General features: G+C 62.2%; 19 protein-coding genes. 9 read left to right on the forward strand and 10 right to left on the reverse strand.

Features of this window, described 5'->3' with window-relative positions; translation table 11 throughout:
* Window positions 1-49 precede the first annotated feature (49 nt).
* Window positions 50-439, reverse strand: a complete 390-nt coding sequence (locus tag HGB51_RS01860) for a hypothetical protein (protein ID WP_141738951.1) — start codon at window positions 437-439, stop codon at window positions 50-52.
* Between the two features lie 196 nt (window positions 440-635).
* Between HGB51_RS01860 and HGB51_RS01865 the strand changes: the two genes are divergently transcribed.
* The gene (locus HGB51_RS01865; protein ID WP_070206221.1) at window positions 636-1,961 is read left to right on the forward strand and encodes a sensor domain-containing diguanylate cyclase; all 1,326 of its coding nucleotides are present in this window, start codon (window positions 636-638) and stop codon (window positions 1,959-1,961) included.
* 46 nt (window positions 1,962-2,007) lie between these two features.
* On the opposite strand, the gene HGB51_RS01870 is transcribed toward HGB51_RS01865, so the two are convergent.
* The 4 genes from HGB51_RS01870 to HGB51_RS01885 all read right to left on the reverse strand — a co-directional run bounded on the left by HGB51_RS01870 (window position 2,008) and on the right by HGB51_RS01885 (window position 4,637).
* Entirely contained in the window at window positions 2,008-2,484 is a 477-nt protein-coding gene (locus HGB51_RS01870; RefSeq protein WP_141738952.1) for a hypothetical protein, read from the reverse strand.
* 71 nt (window positions 2,485-2,555) lie between these two features.
* On the reverse strand, window positions 2,556-3,188 hold the full coding sequence (locus HGB51_RS01875; protein WP_141738953.1) for a hypothetical protein: 633 nt from the start codon (window positions 3,186-3,188) through the stop codon (window positions 2,556-2,558).
* Window positions 3,189-3,785: 597 nt separating this feature from the next.
* Window positions 3,786-4,079 carry a hypothetical protein gene (locus HGB51_RS01880; protein ID WP_070206225.1) on the reverse strand — a complete coding sequence of 98 codons (294 nt, stop codon included), beginning with the start codon at window positions 4,077-4,079 and terminating at the stop codon, window positions 3,786-3,788.
* 246 nt (window positions 4,080-4,325) lie between these two features.
* On the reverse strand, window positions 4,326-4,637 hold the full coding sequence (locus HGB51_RS01885; protein WP_070206226.1) for a hypothetical protein: 312 nt from the start codon (window positions 4,635-4,637) through the stop codon (window positions 4,326-4,328).
* 185 nt (window positions 4,638-4,822) lie between these two features.
* Here HGB51_RS01885 and HGB51_RS01890 point away from each other — a divergent pair, with 185 nt between their 5' ends.
* Window positions 4,823-5,062 (forward strand): hypothetical protein, encoded by a 240-nt coding sequence (locus HGB51_RS01890; protein WP_425505368.1) that lies wholly within the window; start codon window positions 4,823-4,825, stop codon window positions 5,060-5,062.
* A gap of 82 nt (window positions 5,063-5,144) precedes the next feature.
* Here HGB51_RS01890 and imm31 read toward each other — a convergent pair whose 3' ends face one another.
* The 3 genes from imm31 to HGB51_RS01905 all read right to left on the reverse strand — a co-directional run bounded on the left by imm31 (window position 5,145) and on the right by HGB51_RS01905 (window position 6,338).
* Entirely contained in the window at window positions 5,145-5,447 is a 303-nt protein-coding gene (gene imm31 / locus HGB51_RS20490) for an Imm31 family immunity protein (protein ID WP_070206228.1), read from the reverse strand.
* 24 nt (window positions 5,448-5,471) lie between these two features.
* A complete protein-coding gene (locus tag HGB51_RS01900) occupies window positions 5,472-5,885 on the reverse strand; it encodes a hypothetical protein (protein ID WP_141738954.1) in 414 nt (137 codons plus the stop codon).
* 192 nt (window positions 5,886-6,077) lie between these two features.
* Entirely contained in the window at window positions 6,078-6,338 is a 261-nt protein-coding gene (locus HGB51_RS01905) for a hypothetical protein (protein ID WP_141738955.1), read from the reverse strand.
* Between the two features lie 176 nt (window positions 6,339-6,514).
* Here HGB51_RS01905 and HGB51_RS01910 point away from each other — a divergent pair, with 176 nt between their 5' ends.
* Window positions 6,515-6,790, forward strand: a complete 276-nt coding sequence (locus tag HGB51_RS01910) for a hypothetical protein (protein WP_070206231.1) — start codon at window positions 6,515-6,517, stop codon at window positions 6,788-6,790.
* Window positions 6,791-6,917: 127 nt separating this feature from the next.
* Here the strand turns inward: HGB51_RS01910 and HGB51_RS01915 are convergent, their stop codons facing one another.
* Both HGB51_RS01915 and HGB51_RS01920 read right to left on the reverse strand, forming a co-directional pair.
* The gene (locus HGB51_RS01915; protein ID WP_141738956.1) at window positions 6,918-7,118 is read right to left on the reverse strand and encodes a hypothetical protein; all 201 of its coding nucleotides are present in this window, start codon (window positions 7,116-7,118) and stop codon (window positions 6,918-6,920) included.
* A 185-nt stretch (window positions 7,119-7,303) separates the two neighbouring features.
* A complete protein-coding gene (locus tag HGB51_RS01920; RefSeq protein WP_141738957.1) occupies window positions 7,304-7,759 on the reverse strand; it encodes a hypothetical protein in 456 nt (151 codons plus the stop codon).
* A gap of 546 nt (window positions 7,760-8,305) precedes the next feature.
* On the opposite strand from HGB51_RS01920, the gene HGB51_RS01925 reads away from it, so the two are divergent.
* The 6 genes from HGB51_RS01925 to HGB51_RS01950 all read left to right on the forward strand — a co-directional run bounded on the left by HGB51_RS01925 (window position 8,306) and on the right by HGB51_RS01950 (window position 15,035).
* A complete protein-coding gene (locus HGB51_RS01925) occupies window positions 8,306-9,466 on the forward strand; it encodes an SPFH domain-containing protein (protein ID WP_070206233.1) in 1,161 nt (386 codons plus the stop codon).
* A gap of 18 nt (window positions 9,467-9,484) precedes the next feature.
* Window positions 9,485-10,819: a hypothetical protein gene (locus tag HGB51_RS01930; protein WP_070206234.1), complete on the forward strand. Its 1,335-nt coding sequence runs from the start codon at window positions 9,485-9,487 to the stop codon at window positions 10,817-10,819.
* Window positions 10,816-11,067: a hypothetical protein gene (locus HGB51_RS01935; RefSeq protein WP_070206235.1), complete on the forward strand. Its 252-nt coding sequence runs from the start codon at window positions 10,816-10,818 to the stop codon at window positions 11,065-11,067. Before HGB51_RS01930 ends, HGB51_RS01935 begins: the two co-directional genes overlap by 4 nt.
* A 94-nt stretch (window positions 11,068-11,161) precedes the next feature.
* Window positions 11,162-11,719, forward strand: coding sequence for a (2Fe-2S)-binding protein (locus HGB51_RS01940; protein WP_070206236.1), 558 nt, complete (start codon window positions 11,162-11,164; stop codon window positions 11,717-11,719).
* Complete coding sequence (locus HGB51_RS01945) at window positions 11,692-12,762, forward strand: FAD binding domain-containing protein (RefSeq protein ID WP_070206237.1); 1,071 nt, start codon at window positions 11,692-11,694, stop codon at window positions 12,760-12,762. Before HGB51_RS01940 ends, HGB51_RS01945 begins: the two co-directional genes overlap by 28 nt.
* A complete protein-coding gene (locus HGB51_RS01950) occupies window positions 12,759-15,035 on the forward strand; it encodes a xanthine dehydrogenase family protein molybdopterin-binding subunit (protein ID WP_070206238.1) in 2,277 nt (758 codons plus the stop codon). Before HGB51_RS01945 ends, HGB51_RS01950 begins: the two co-directional genes overlap by 4 nt.
* Window positions 15,036-15,068: the final 33 nt, after the last annotated feature.

Below are 15,068 nucleotides of genomic sequence, written 5' to 3' on the forward strand. Positions count from 1 at the left end.
ATCTCCAATGCGTTGGAGCAGGCCGGCAGGATCAATCTTCATGTCCGCCCTACTCTTCCGAGCGGCTTGGACAGGTGCTCAGGCGATCTCCCACGCAAAGGAGATCAAGCCCTTCGCCAGAGAACCCCACGAGTGCTGTAACGCCTTGCCCAAGGAGCTGAATGCTCTGACGCATCACCTCAACATATGTAAGCGTCAGCGATACCCTTCTTCTGTTCGCTGGCGCGGCCAACGGCCGCATCATTCGGACGTCTTCAATCGTTCGAGGGATTACATAAGCTTGAACGAAGACATCACCGATCGATACAGATCCACCAGAGTTTATGTATCCGATATAGCGAAGCGCACCATCCTTACCGCGATCGATAGTATCAATGAAGAACTCCACGCCCTTACTTGTTGAGCCTGACGACGAAGGCAGATCGGTGGATGAGGTCATCGGTCTCGCTCTGATTGTGGTTCCGGATCTCCATCATCTTGCCACGCATCTGCGTCTCACACGCCCTGCGACTCAGGCCACCTCCCAGCTTGGCTAGTCGAGGCTGCGGCACTTCACTGCCCGGTGCACGTCAGATCCTTACGATGTCCCCAATCGCAGCGGAGGGCTGCGCCGGAACAGGCTGTGGAGGCGTGGAATGACCGAACGCGAGCGTCAAGCTGCCCTGGAGTACCTGCGGATTCTGGATTCCGACCCGGAACCGTTCTTCGACGCGCTGACCCGCGCGGCCCATGCCATGACCGGCATGCCGATCGCCATGATTTCGCTGATCGACGGCAACCGCCAGTGGTTCAAGTCGCTGGTCGGTATCGATGGCGCGTCGGAGACTGCCCGAGACATCTCCTTCTGCACCTGGGCGATCCAGTCCGACATGGTGCTGGAGGTGCAGGACGCCAGCGAAGACCCGCGCTTCGCCCACAACCCCATCGTGCAGGGACCGCCTTTCGTCCGCCATTACCTGGGCGCACCGATCCGGGTACAGGGCGGCAATCGGATCGGCACCCTGTGCCTGCTGGACACCGCACCGGGTCAGGCCAGCGCCGGCCAGCGTGAAGCCCTGGCATGGCTGGCGCAGGTCGCCGCCTTTGCCATGGAACAGCGCGCCAGCCTGCTCAATCGCATGGCCGAGCAACGGCAGGCCAGCGAGGCACTGTCACAGAGCGAGGCGCGCTACCGCCGGTTGTTCCAGCACAGCCTGGGCCTGATCTGCACGCACACGCTGGACGGCATCATCACCTCGGTCAACCCGGCCGCCTCCGCCTCGCTGGACCGTCCGGAAGCGGAGCTAGTCGGTCACTCGCTGGCCGAGATCATTCCTGAAGAACGGCAGCACCTGCTGCAGGGCTACCTTGAGCGGATCGCAGAAAACCAGAGCGATTCCGGGGTGATGGAACTGCTGGCCGAAGACGGCTCCCGCCGTTACTGGGCGTATCACAACATCCTCGACACTGAAGCCAGCCCGCACTATGTGCTCGGGCACGCGCAGGACATCACCACCCAGCACCTGCAGGAGCGTCAGCTGATGGAGCTGTCCATCCGCGACCCGCTCACCCGCTCCTTCAATCGTCGCTATCTGGCGGAGCTTGCCGAAAACCAGCCCGAAGCCTGGGGTTGCCTGGTGTTCGACCTGGACCACTTCAAGGAAATCAACGACACCCAGGGCCATGCCCACGGCGACTCGGTGCTGGTCGACTTCGTGGCGTTCCTGTCCGAACCCCTGCAGGAAGGCGAAGTAGTGGTCCGACTCGGCGGCGACGAATTCCTGGTGTTCGTTCCGGGCGCCACCTTGGATCGCCTGCAGGCTCTGGAGGCCGAGTACCAGGACCGCGCCTACCTCTCCCCCATCCGCTTCTCCGGCGGCTGCGCCATCAACCGCCCTTCGGAGACCGTGGCCGACACCATCAATCGGGCCGACATGAAGCTTTACGAACGTCGGCGGCGTGAGCGTCCACCATCCAACTGAGCGCTTGGCACAGCCGCAGCCGCATCGCGCACTGAGTCAGCTCCAATCAAGCCACCGACGCTACAACTTCGAGATCGTTCACATCGAGGTAAAGTCGGGCTCTCACGTACAAGCCTGCGATCATGTCCAGCTCGGATTCCTTGTCGGCGTGGTGGGTCACCAGTCTTTCGCCAGGAAGCATGCCCTGTGTGACTGCTTCCTGTCGAAGCTCGGCAAGATTGGCCTGAAGAAGCTCGCCCGACATGACACCGCCAATCCCCCCTTTGAAGGTGACCAGGTAATTCCCGTCCTCATGGCGTTGAACCCTGAAATCCGGGTCTTGAAGCGTGACCGCACGGAGTCGTTCGTTTGCTTCGGCGACACCGAGTTCGCCGTGTCCAATCCAGACCACACAGGTCCCATGGGAATAAAGCGTAAACGCGCGACCACCCAGGTACTTGCGCAAATGGGACATCGTCCATTCCCGCGCAGGTATGACGCTTGGGCGCCAGGTCGGCTTGGGACCTTCAGTTTGCATGTTCATCCTTGTTCTGCTTGATATGCATGAGAAGTATGCGGATAGGGGCAACTGCGCATACCGAAATGGATTTCAGTCTAGCGAGGAAGCGTGCAACCAGTAGCAAGGGTTTGCTGCTCCACCGGCGTGTAGCCAAATCTTCCTTCCAACACCTTCAACGCGAACGTGTCACCTACGGTCAACTGCGAGAGATCGATCGATTTTGGCGAGTACCGGAATGGGCGTGACACCTGTGCATCCTCACCGGGCAGCCTCACATTCGCAGTGACAATGTTCCGAACCCTGGCGCTGGGGCCGGTCCAGCCAGGAGCAAGGACGAAGCAGTGCGTTCGTTGAACCGCACCCCATGGATTTGCAAGGGTGCCGGAGCCAGAAACAACCTCACGTGCACCAAAGCCCATAAGAACTGCGCCAGCAATAATCATGAGCGAATTACTCGAAAAGGAGCCCTTCGGCTCTTTCATGAAGTGCATACGGATCGCTATCGCAGCCAAGATCAACGCCGCGGTCCCCAGCCACACAAATAAGCTCGCAATATTGAACCAGGCCTTGGGAATAAACGGGGTGGATCGCCCAAGATAGGCGACGATACCGAGAGACGCTAACAGCAGGAGCGCAAACACGGCGACGCTCTTATGGAGGATCGTCAACTGAGGCCTTGAGTAATGGCTCACTTTTTCATTCCTTGAGGCGGTCAAACGTTTGGACATGGTCGCTCGCTGCCAGGCACTCGAACAAATAGGGAGCTCTGAGCCAGGTCAAAGCGCTGGAACCTCGGACGCTTGTTCGTTTCGATAATCCCCTCGGTGTCCAGGCAACCCTTGAACCTCGGACGGCAACTGTTTAGCCTCGCCCACCACCCCAATAGACGAAACCAACCTCCTGGCAAGAGCGTCGGCGAGATGCGGCCGACGTCACTCATATCGGCAGATGAACGGATGCGAGTGCATCAAGCAGATGTATCACATCAACGCGAAGAGAAAGTACTCGGGCTCCTTGAGGCAACGTATGACAGATCATCCAGGTAGCTTTTGCCTCGCACCGCATACTCCCTCAGCTCAGCCTTAGAGAGCACGAACGTCACTTCATACATTGCGATACCACCCGTCATAACGCCGAGGCAGATGGCGCCCTCCGAGGTTTCAAATAAACGGTACGCTAGCTCCGAATCAACCAGCAGGTCGCGTTCCGTTTTCATCGAAGTCCAGTAGTGATAGTGAGTGCCATATGCCCGGCATTGCTGCCCAGGCTAAAGAAGTGCCTGCACCAGCGAACGTTGGACTCAATCATAACGATTTGCGAAAGGATCACACATAGCGGATGGCTCTAACAACGACAGGTAGAACTTCGCCTTCAACGAAAGCCCTTGCAGCCAACTCCGAGTCGAACTCTTCGATATGGCACTCCTCACTCCACAGAGCGTCCTTCCAAGAGAAGTCAACGTCAGAGAGGCTCTCGGAGAGTTCCGTCATTACGCGATGGCCATAGGATGGAGTGGCCCTCATTGTGTCTTCAAAAAAGGCAACGAAATTCGGGCCATCCGCCAGCTCTATCGAGTAAAAGCACTCGACAGCCGACAGGGCAACGTCATATTTCCTCATTACAACGACTCCGGGCAGAGAGTAATCATGTCGTACTCCTGGGTCGTAGCATTGCAGAGGCAGTTGACCTCAACCCGCCCTCATTGGGCAAGTTCTAACAGTTCGTCAAATGGGGTGCCCGGTTGCCCGTTGGCAGCATTGCTTCAGCCTGCCGCAGCCGCTGCGCCGGTATGGGCATCCACACCGGCTGCACACCCTCGCCCACAGCCTGTAGCCACGCCAAAGTCCGATGCACCCGCCTCCCCTCTAACCCACGTCGCCACGGTGAAGCCGCCGAAGCACCCCAACCGCCAGAGCCACTGTCCAGCCCACCGACCAGGCTAAGAAGCCCCACTCCCTCAGCAGGGTGTCCGTCGGAATCACCGAGATAAAGAACCCGAGAACCGCCAGCCCCACCACCAGCAGCGGCGCCACCACCGGCCCACGCCATGCAACAACTGCAGCCACCGGTAGAGAGATCACGGGAAAGAACACACCCCCGCCGAATGGCGCAGCCCCAACCACGGCGAAGAACGCCGACGCCACCACCAGCACCCACCCCAGCACCTTGAACTGCATCCTGCCTTGCTCCTGTCCATGCGGCCCGGCGACAGCGCCTTAACCTGCATTGCCTATCCTAGCAACGCGCCACGGGCATGACGCTCGGCGTTTCAATCGCCTTTCTTGATTCGATAGACAGGCGCTAACGAACACTGCAAAGGAGTAGCAATGAAGAAGCGTTACGCTCCGTTCTCACCGCATGCCTGCTGGGCATCAGTGCCCTCGCCTTCGCCGAGGTCGCCAACCTGACCAACAGCGCCGAGGGTGCGAATCGCGACGCGGGACTGGCCGCAGTCAAGAAGAAGCTCCAGGACGCCTGCACCGACCGCAAGGGTACGCCCGACGTGGCCTCCTTCGAAGTGGTCTTCGAGAAGACCAGCGACAACTCCGACGTACCCAAGCCGTACTACGTAGACGGCAAGATGAAGTGCGATTTTCCCTGATCCTACCTTGGGCCTTCGCCTGAAGGCCCTTCTTCGACTTCCGTGAAACTGGCCGCGCCTCGGGGCCGCAGCCGGTAAGCCCTCACGGATCGGCCAGGTTTCCCTCACCCGTTTCCGGGTCTGTCAGCACCCTGATAGAGGAGCCGTCATAGAAATCGCCTCTGGCCATGTGTGAGCCTGTTGCGATGAGCTCACTCTCCCTGAGACTCCAACTTTTGCCACTCTCCACCATATGGACCGAGTAGGACCACGTGCCGGTCTCGTCGTTGCGAGCCATACCCAGAACAGCCCCTCTACACCCGACTATGGGGCCGATCATCGACCTTCCCGCTATCACCTCTACGACTTCGTAGAACGCAAACAGGGAGCCACCATCTCTGTTCATTACGCGACTCTCACGTCATCAAGCCTATTGCAGGGGGATATCGATCTCACCGGAGAACTCCCATATTGGATCCCTGTTGATGATGGTTGTGAATCGAAGAGGAAAGAGAGATGGTGCTTCTGGAAGACCAAGAGATGGATTATCGGCTGAAAGTCGCGACAGGCTTTCAATCGAAAACTTTGGGAAGTTCGAATTGATTGCGTACATCTTCCCGTTGGCGAACACCCCCATCCCTACGTCACCCATGCCATTCACGAATCCATCGAACTGAAATCCCTGCGCGCTGGTGATCCGAACTCTAAAGAAAAGGTCATCGATACTCTCTATCTGCTCATCAAGAGTGATGACAGGCGAACAGACTTCCGTATCCCTATCTTGCATCCAGACAGAGAACGCGAGGAAATCACTGAGTTCAAGAAATTGTTTTGACGCAGTCATGAGTAGCTTCACCAAGTCTAGTCTGCACCCCTCAAAGCAACATCAGGAGCAGCACGCTCCCATCGGCACTCCCCTGCCACTTACCGATGCAAGACGGCTGAATCCATCCATTGGCCTTCCCGCAATTTGGGTCGATAACTAACAACCATCACTATCGCCGATTTCCCACTAGTTGGTATAGCGCTACGGAGGCTATAGCGCCCCAACCGCCAGTGCCACTGTCCAGCCCGCTGCCCAGGCTATTAAGCCCCACTCCCTCAGCAGGGTGTCCGTCGGAATAACCGAGACAAAGAACCCGAGAACTGCAAGCCCCACCACCAGCAATGGCGCCACCACCGGCCCACGCCACGCAACAACTGCAGCCACCGGTAGAGAGATCACGGGAAAGAACACATCCCCACCGAACGCCGCAGCCCCAGCCACGGTGAAGAACGCCGAGAGCACCACCAGCACCCACCCCAGCACCTTGAAAACTGCTTCCTGCCTTGGTCCTGTCCATGCGGCCCGGCGACAGGGCCTTAACCTGCGTCGCCTACCCTACCAACGCGCCACGGGCATGACGCTCGGTGTTTCAATCGCCTTTCTTGATTCGATAGACAGGCGCTAACGAAAACTGCAAAGGAGTAGCAATGAAAAAGCGTTACGCTGCCGTTCTCATCGCATGCCTGCTGGGCACCAGTGCCCTCGCCGTCGCCGAAGTCGCCAACCTGACCAACAGCGCCGAGGGTCCGAATCGCGACGCGGGCCTGGCCGCAGTCAAGAAGAAGCTCCAGGACGCCTGCACCGACCGCAAGGGTACGCCCGACGCATCGTCGTTTGAGGTGGTCTTCGAGAAGACCAGCGACAATCCCGACGTACCCAAGCCGTACTACGTTGACGGCAAGATGCAGTGTGATCTTCCCTGATCTCACTGGGGGCCTTCTTTGAAAGGCCCTTTCTATCTGGGCTGTTCAGCGCCGCGAATCCGTTCGTGCGTCCCCCTTAGTGGCTCGCCAGCCATATTGAGGGGATTGCTGGTATCGCCGGCTGACGCTAGGAACATGCACCACGCGAAGCATCAGCGCGGGGCGGATAGCGTGCATCACGCGCCATCGCCTCGAGAATCCAATTCCACCAACCCTCGTAGAACACCGGATGCCCACTGCACTTCGATCGGAAGTAAGCCCGCTCGATCACGTCGCAAACGACCTTGTACTGCTCTGATGAGAGATCAACGGCGGTAAGAAAGTTCATGCCATCATCCAAGGGAGCAAAATAGCTCCGCAAAAACATCTCGCTCGCCCAACCGAACTTCCTCGCGAAGCAGATGGACGAGGCGATTGACTTGAATCGTGCTCAACGCGACTCCGTTTCCTTCCGAAAAGACGACACCCCCTCCCATAGCCCCCCCTCCATGTAACCAGCAAAGATAATATCGGTCAGGCTTCGTCAAGCAAAACTTCAAACTTCTTTCCTGACATAGCCTCCATCCCATGAATAGCAATCTCTGACAAGAACGACCGCCAGTGATTCATGATGATCGCCAGTTGGGCGCGCGAGAACTGCGGCGGATCTCCACCCACGTCAAGTTCGGGGTAGATGTCAAAGGTGAAGCACGCAAAGCCGGGCATCGCAACAGGCGGATCAAGCCAGATTGCGTTGTAGTTGTAGCCCCAGTTGGCTCGACCCGGGGCGCTGGCAGCGCGTTCCGGAGAATCAATCGTGTCCAGCAGTTGAGTCACCTCCTCGAACTGCTCCTGATCCAAGTCTGAGATGAGCTGAAGCACTGTCAGACTCATTGCACGACAGTACGCAGCATCCGGTCCCTCGCATGCGTAATAGCTGCGGAAAACCCCCGGAAACGGCTCATAGACTGAAGCGGTCAACGTGATCATCGATTTATCCATAGGTGATAGTTGCTCGCTGGCCGCCGTTCAGTCCGGTTCTGGAACGCAAAGGCTACGCGGCAGTTTACTTCCGACTGAAGCCCCTGATCACGTCCCTAATGCGGTGCATCGCATCAGCATCCTCAATCAGGACAGCGTAATGATCCTCGTTGATCGGACATTTGATCATCGATAGCGGCGTGCCCTGTACCCAGTCCTCGGGCACAGGCTGAATCCGGGCGCCGCACCTCGGACAAGCAACCGCCTCGCCGCTCTTTACGAGTCCAACAACCTTGTTCACTGGTAGCTGTTCTGTTGAATGCATAGTGGTTGGGTGAGAGCTTCAGGATGGGCGGAGAGTTGCCAGACGCCATAACTATCGCCGATTTTTCCAACGTCGGCTGGTTTCCCCGGCAGCTGACCGGAACCTGTGAGTCTGCCGCGCCCAGGATACCCGCCCTGCCGGAAACGCCCATCTCCACCCCACCCCTCACTGCTATAGTCGTTCCATCGTGACGGGCACCCCGCCCGTCCTTGGATCGCAGGGAGCGGGTCATGGGTCTCATTCAAGCAGTCAAGGGTGCAGTGGGCGGCGTGCTGGCCGACCAGTGGAAGGACTTCTACACCGTACCCGCCGGGCTGCCGGCCACGGCGGCGCTGTTCGCAGCGGTCCCGCAGGGCACCAACGCCGGGCGCGGGTCCAACACCAGCGGCTCGTCCAACATCATCACCAATGGCTCGAAGATCTTGGTGCCGGAAGGCTACGGCCTGCTGCTGTTCCAGGACGGCGCGATCACCGGCTTCGTCGCCGAGCCGGGTGGTTATGAATGGCGCTCGGACGACCTGAATTCGCAGTCGATCTTTGCCGGCGACGGCATCGTCACCCCGCTGATCAAGCAGAGCTGGGAGCGCTTCAAGTTCGGCGGCCAGCCCGGCGGCCAGCAGCAGGCGTTCTTCGTCTCGCTCAAGGAGCTGCCGGACAACCGCTTCGGCACCCAGTCGGAGATCTACTGGGACGACGGCTTCCTCAACACCCAGGTCGGCGCGGTCACGCGCGGCTCGTACACCCTCAAGATCGTCGACCCGATCCTGTTCGTGAAGAACTTCGTGCCGGCCAGCTACCTGCAGCGGGGCAAGGTGTTCGACTTCACCGACATGGACAACGCCGCCGCCACCCAGCTGTTCAACGAAGTGGTGGGCTCGCTGGCACCGGCCTTCAGCCTGTATACGAACGATCCCGGCAAGGGCAACCGCATCACCAAGCTGCAGCAGGATTCGCTCGGCTTCGCGCAGAGCCTCTCCGCTGCGGTGGAACAGGGCTACCAGTGGAAGTCCGACCGCGGCCTGGCCATCGTCAAGACCGCCATTGTTTCCATCGAGTACGACGCCAACACCCGCGAGCTGCTCAAGACCGTGCAGCGCGCCGACGCGCTGTCCGGCGGGCGTGGTAACTCCAACCTCCAGGCCAGCGTGGCGCAGGGCATCCAGTCTGCCGGTGAGAACGGCGGCGCGGCCGGCATCATGGGCGTGGGCATGGCGTCTGGCATGGTCGGCGGCTTCGGCTCGCTGCAGCAGCCGGTTGCGCCAGCCGCTCCCGCCGCGCCGGCAGCCGACGACCCGGTGGCCAAGTTGACCAAGGCCAAGGAAATGCTCGACCTCGGCCTGATCACCCAGGCCGATTACGACGCGCTCAAGGCCAAGGCGCTGGGTCTCTAAGGCGGACAGAACCGAACCATGTCCGACCCCAGAACCCCGCCCCCGTTGCCCGGGGCTCCGCCGCCGTTGCCGGAGGCCGTTACCGGCCCCGGCTCGCCGCGTGATGTACCGCCCTTGCCGGGCAGCTTCCCGCTGGACCCGGCCACCCTGCCCGACCCGATCCGCGCCGAGATCGAGGCGCCGGACCCGGTCGCCCTCGACACCCGTGCCGAGGAGCTCAAGGACGGCCTGAACCGCTGCCCGAAATGCGGCTCCACCGACGTGCGGCTCAAGCTCGGCACCGACGTGCTGATCTGCCAGTTCTGCCGTCACGAATGGCACGGCGCGTCCGTCGAACAGGAGTTTGGTCTGGGCGCAGGCCTGGACCAGCTGCGCGGCACCATCATCGCCTCCGGTGCACGCGACATCGAGGCCGGCACCGCCAGCCTGATGAGCTTCAAGTGCACCGGCTGCGGTGCGGAAGTGACCATCAACACCGAAACCACCATGACCGCACGCTGCCACTGGTGCCGCCATGTGTTCGGGGTGAACGAGCAGGTCGCCAACGGCGCCGTGCCCGACGCGGTGCTACCGTTCCGGATCACCAAGGATGATGCGGTCGCGCGCATCCGCCAGTTCGTGGACAAGCGCCGCCTGTTCGCGCTGAAAGCGTTCAAGGACCAGTTCACCCCGGAAAACGTGGTCGGCGTGTACATGCCGTACATGATCGTGGACAGCAACGTCAGCGCCAGCGTGACCGGCAAGGGCGAGATCCAGACCCGCCAGTACACGCGTGGCGACGGTGACAAGAAGAAGACCTACTACGACGCGGACGTGTACCAGGTGGAGCGCTCGGTGGATTTCACCGTGGATGACCTGCCCATGGAATCCTCGGCCGAGCGTGGCAACCTGGACATCAAGGCCAACACCAACAACATCATCAACGCGATCCTGCCGTTCGACACCAAGAACGCGCTGAAGTGGAACGCCTCGTACCTGCTGGGTTTCAGTTCCGAGAAGCGCAACCTGGACGTGGAAAAGATGAAGCCACGGCTGGAAGACCAGCTGCTGTCCATCGCCCGCTCCCAGGTCGAAGGCTCGGTGCGCCGCTACGACCGCGGCGTGCGCTGGGAAACCGAGCAGGTGGACGTGCACGGCTCGCGCTGGGTCTCCATGTACCTGCCGGTGTGGCTGTACTCGTACCACCAGCCGGGCCGCAACGGCGGCATGCTGCATTACATCGCGGTCAACGGGCGTACCGGTGAAACCATGGGCAGCGTGCCGGTGCAGCAGTGGAAGCTGCTGCTGGCCGCGCTGACCACCGGCACCATCGTTGAAGCCATCACCCTCTGGTTCCTGGTAGCAGCCTCATGAGCGACGATAGTGGACTCTGGTTGCTGTTGGCTGGCCCTGCCAGCGCAACAGCGTTGTATTGGGGCTTGTACCGGTATTACCGCAATACCGACAAGTCGCACGCGTTCGAGCGTGAAACCACGGTGGAAGCCAAGCCGGTGACCGGTTCGGACCGGCAGGTTGACACCAACAACGGAACGCAGGAAACGCGGATCCGTGGCGACAACGTGCGCGAGTATCGGAAGCGGGTGGTGCGCGGCGGCGGATGAATGTGGTCGCCTTCGCACCACCTGCATCAACCGTGCACCGTGACTAGACAACCCATGGCACACCGTAGGGCGAATCGCCCCAGCCGGAACTGCCATGAGCGAGTCTGTCGCCCCACCGCCCCGCCCGCGCGCGCTCTACCCCCTCACGCTCACCGTGAATGGCGAGCAGCACACGCTCCAGGTGGAATCCACGGTCAGCCTGCTCGACCTGCTGCGTGAACGGCTTCAGCTGACCGGCACCAAGAAAGGCTGCGACCACGGCCAGTGCGGTGCCTGCACGGTGCTGGTGGACGGGCGGCGCATCAACAGCTGCCTGACCCTGGCGGTCATGCAGGACGGCGCTGAAGTGCAGACCATTGAAGGGTTTGCCGATGGCGACGCCCTGCACCCGCTGCAACAGGCCTTCATCGCCTGCGATGCCCTGCAATGCGGCTACTGCACGCCCGGCCAGATCTGTTCGGCACAGGGCCTGGTCAACGAAGGCAGGCTGTGCAACCGCGACCAGGTGCGTGAGCTGATGAGCGGCAATGTCTGCCGCTGCGGCGCCTACCCGCAGATCACCGACGCGGTGATGTCGGTGCTGGCCAGCGGCCACCCCGCACCGGCCGAAGCAGAACCCGCGGACTGGGTGCCTGGCACGGTGCCCGCATGATTCCGGCGACCTACGAACGCGCAGCGTCGGTGCAGCAGGCGCTGCAGGCCCTGGCCGGGTCGAGCGGCAGCAGCGACATCCGCCCGATCGGCGGCGGTACCAACCTGCTCGATTTGATGAAGCTGCAACTGGTGAACCCGTCCCGCCTGGTCGACGTGAGTCGCCTGCCGCTGGACCGGATCGAGGCGAGAGAAGACGGAGGCCTGCGTCTGGGCGCCACCGCGCGCAATGCCGATACCGCGTGGCATCCGCTGGTAGAGCGCGACTACCCGCTGCTTTCCGCCGCGATGCTGGCCGCCGCATCCCCGCAGATCCGCAACATGGCCACCAATGGCGGCAACCTGCTGCAGCGGACCCGCTGCACCTATTTCTATGACAGCGCCACGCCGTGCAACAAGCGCACGCCCGGCAGCGGCTGCTCGGCCATCGGCGGTCTGACCCGCCACCACGCGATCCTGGGCGCCAGTGAGCAGTGCATCGCCACCCACCCGTCGGACATGTGCGTGGCGCTTGCCGCCCTCGACGCCAGCGTGCACGTGGCCAGCGTCCGCGGCGAACGTGTGATTCCGTTCGCGGCGTTCCATCGTCTACCGGGGGCCACGCCGGAGATAGACAGCACCCTCGCCGCCGACGAGCTGATCCTGCATATCGAGCTGCCGCCCGCAGCGCAGTTTGCCGCGCACAGTGCCTACCTCAAGGTGCGGGAGCGCCTGTCCTACGCGTTCGCGCTGGTATCAGCCGCCGCCGCACTGGACATCGATGCAGAAGGCACCATCCGCGCTGCCCGGCTGGCACTCGGCAGCGTGGCGCACAAACCATGGCGGGTCGAAGCCGCCGAGGCCGCTCTGGTAGGCGCACGCCCCGGGCCCGAGGCATTCGAAGCCGCCGCCGAAGCGCTGCTGCAGGGCGCGGTGTCGCAGGGCCAGAACGCCTTCAAGATTCCGCTGGCACGACGAACCGTGATCCGGGCGCTGGAAACCGCCGCCCAGGGCACCGTGGACAACCAGGGCAACCCGCGCCCCCACCCGGAGACGCAGGTATGAACCTTCCCAACCCGCTGCATCCGCCGGTGGCACCTGCCGGGACCGGCCATGTCCCGACCGGCACCGGTACACCGCGTATCGACGGCCGCGCCAAGGTCACCGGCCAGGCCCGGTATGCAGCCGAATGGCCGGCACAGGATCTTGTGTATGGCGTCGCGGTCAACAGCACCATCGCCAAGGGACGTATCCTGGGTTTCAGTCTCGATGAGGCCAATGCCGTACCGGGCGTGATCCGCATCATCACCCACGACAACCGCCCGAAGATGCGCGGCGTGGGCCTGTTCTACAAGGACATGACCGCACCGGCCGGCAAGCCGTTCCGGCCGTTGTACGACGACAAGGTGCTCTACAGCGGCCAGCCAGTGGCACTGGTACTGGCCGAGACCTTCGAAGCGGCCCGTGAGGCGGCCGGCCGCGTGCAGGTGCACTACGAAACCGAAGCGCACGACACCAACCTGCTCGCCGCCATGCAGCGTGCGCGGCCGCCGAAGAAGATGAAGGCCGGTTTCTCCGCGCCGCCGAAAGACAAGGGCACGCCGGACGAAGCCTTCGCAGAGGCCCCGTTCAAGATTACCGCCGCTTTCTACCACGGCGTCGAGCACCACAACCCGATGGAGCTGTTCGCCAGCACGGTGATCCGGGGCGACGATGGCCATCTCACCATCTACGACAAGACCCAGGGCTCGCAGAACAGCCGCTGGTACGTCTCCCAGGTCTTTGGCCTGCCCAAGCGCAAGGTCACGGTACGCAACCCGTTCGTGGGCGGCGCGTTCGGCGCCGGCCTGCGCCCGCAGTACCAGCTGGCCCTGGCAGTGATGGGCTCACTGGCGCTGGAGCGCTCGGTGCGCGTAGTGATGACGCGGCAGCAGATGTTCACCTTCGGTCACCGCGCCGAGACCGTGCAGCGGGTGAAATTGGCCGCCGATGCCGACGGCACCCTGCGTTCGATCTGGCATGAAGCGGTGGCCGAAACCTCGCGGATGGAAGACTACGTCGAAGTCGTGGTGAACTGGAGCGGGCAGCTCTACGCCTGCGACAACGTCCACCTGGGTTACAAGGTGGTCGACCTGGACCAGTACACCCCGATCGACATGCGGGCGCCCGGTGCCGCTCATGGCGTGCACGCGCTGGAAGTAGCGATGGACGAGCTGGCAGCCAGTCTCGACATGGACCCGCTGGCGCTGAGACTGAAGAACTACGCCGAGGTGAACCCCGCGGACGGCAAGCCGTATTCCAGCAAGGCGCTGCGCGAGTGCTACCAACGTGGTGCCGAGCGCTTCGGCTGGGCGCAGCGCGCCCCGCAGCCCCGCGCCCGCCGCGAAGGCAACGAATGGGTAGGCTGGGGCATGGCCACCGGCCAGTGGGACGCCATGCAGATGTTCGCCCGGGCGCGCGCCGAGCTGCATGCCGATGGCCGGCTGGTGGTGAGCAGCGCCGCCACCGACATCGGTACCGGCACCTATACCGTGATGAGCATGATTGCCGCCGAGGCGCTCGGCCTGCCGCTGGAGCAGGTGAGCTTCCAGCTCGGCGACTCGACCCTGCCGGTGGCGCCGATTGAAGGGGGTTCCTCCCACGTAAGCACCGTGGGCTCGGCAGTGGAAGGCGCCTGCACCAAGCTGCGCCGACGCCTGCTGGCCCTGGCCCGGCTTACGCCTCGCTCCCCCTTCGCCCGCGCGCGCCTGGACGATGTGGTCTTCCAGAACGGTACCCTCGCCCTGCGTGATGACCCGAACACTGCAGTGGCGCTGACCACCCTGCTCTCCAACGCCCGCCGCCGCAGCATCGACGCGAGCTACCTGCTGCTGCCCAACGTGCTGGAGCAACGCAAGTACACCCGCGCCACGCACAGCGCGGTGTTCGTCGAAGTGCGGGTGGACGAGGACCTTGGCACGGTCCGGGTGATGCGCGTGGTCAGCGCCATTGCCGCCGGCCGCATCCTCAATCCCACCACCGCGCGCAGCCAGATCGTCGGCGGCGTGGTCTGGGGCATCGGTGCCGCCCTGCACGAGCACACCGAGGCTGACCATCGCTTCGGCCGCTTCATGAACCGGGATTTCGCGCAGTACCACGTCTCGGTGAATGCGGACATCCACGATATCGACGTGCTGTTCGCCGACGAGGATGACCGGGTAGTAAGCAGCCTGGGCGCGAAGGGTGTGGGCGAAATCGGTCTGGTCGGGGTGTCGGCAGCGGTCAGCAACGCCATCTACCACGCCACCGGCAAGCGCATCCGCAGCACGCCGATCACCCCGGACAAGGTCATGCGCTGAGCCGCGCTTCACCGTATGCCTACCCCGCCTCCC

Origin of the sequence: Stenotrophomonas bentonitica, assembly GCF_013185915.1 — a bacterium.
Classification (GTDB): Bacteria; Pseudomonadota; Gammaproteobacteria; order Xanthomonadales; family Xanthomonadaceae; genus Stenotrophomonas; species Stenotrophomonas bentonitica.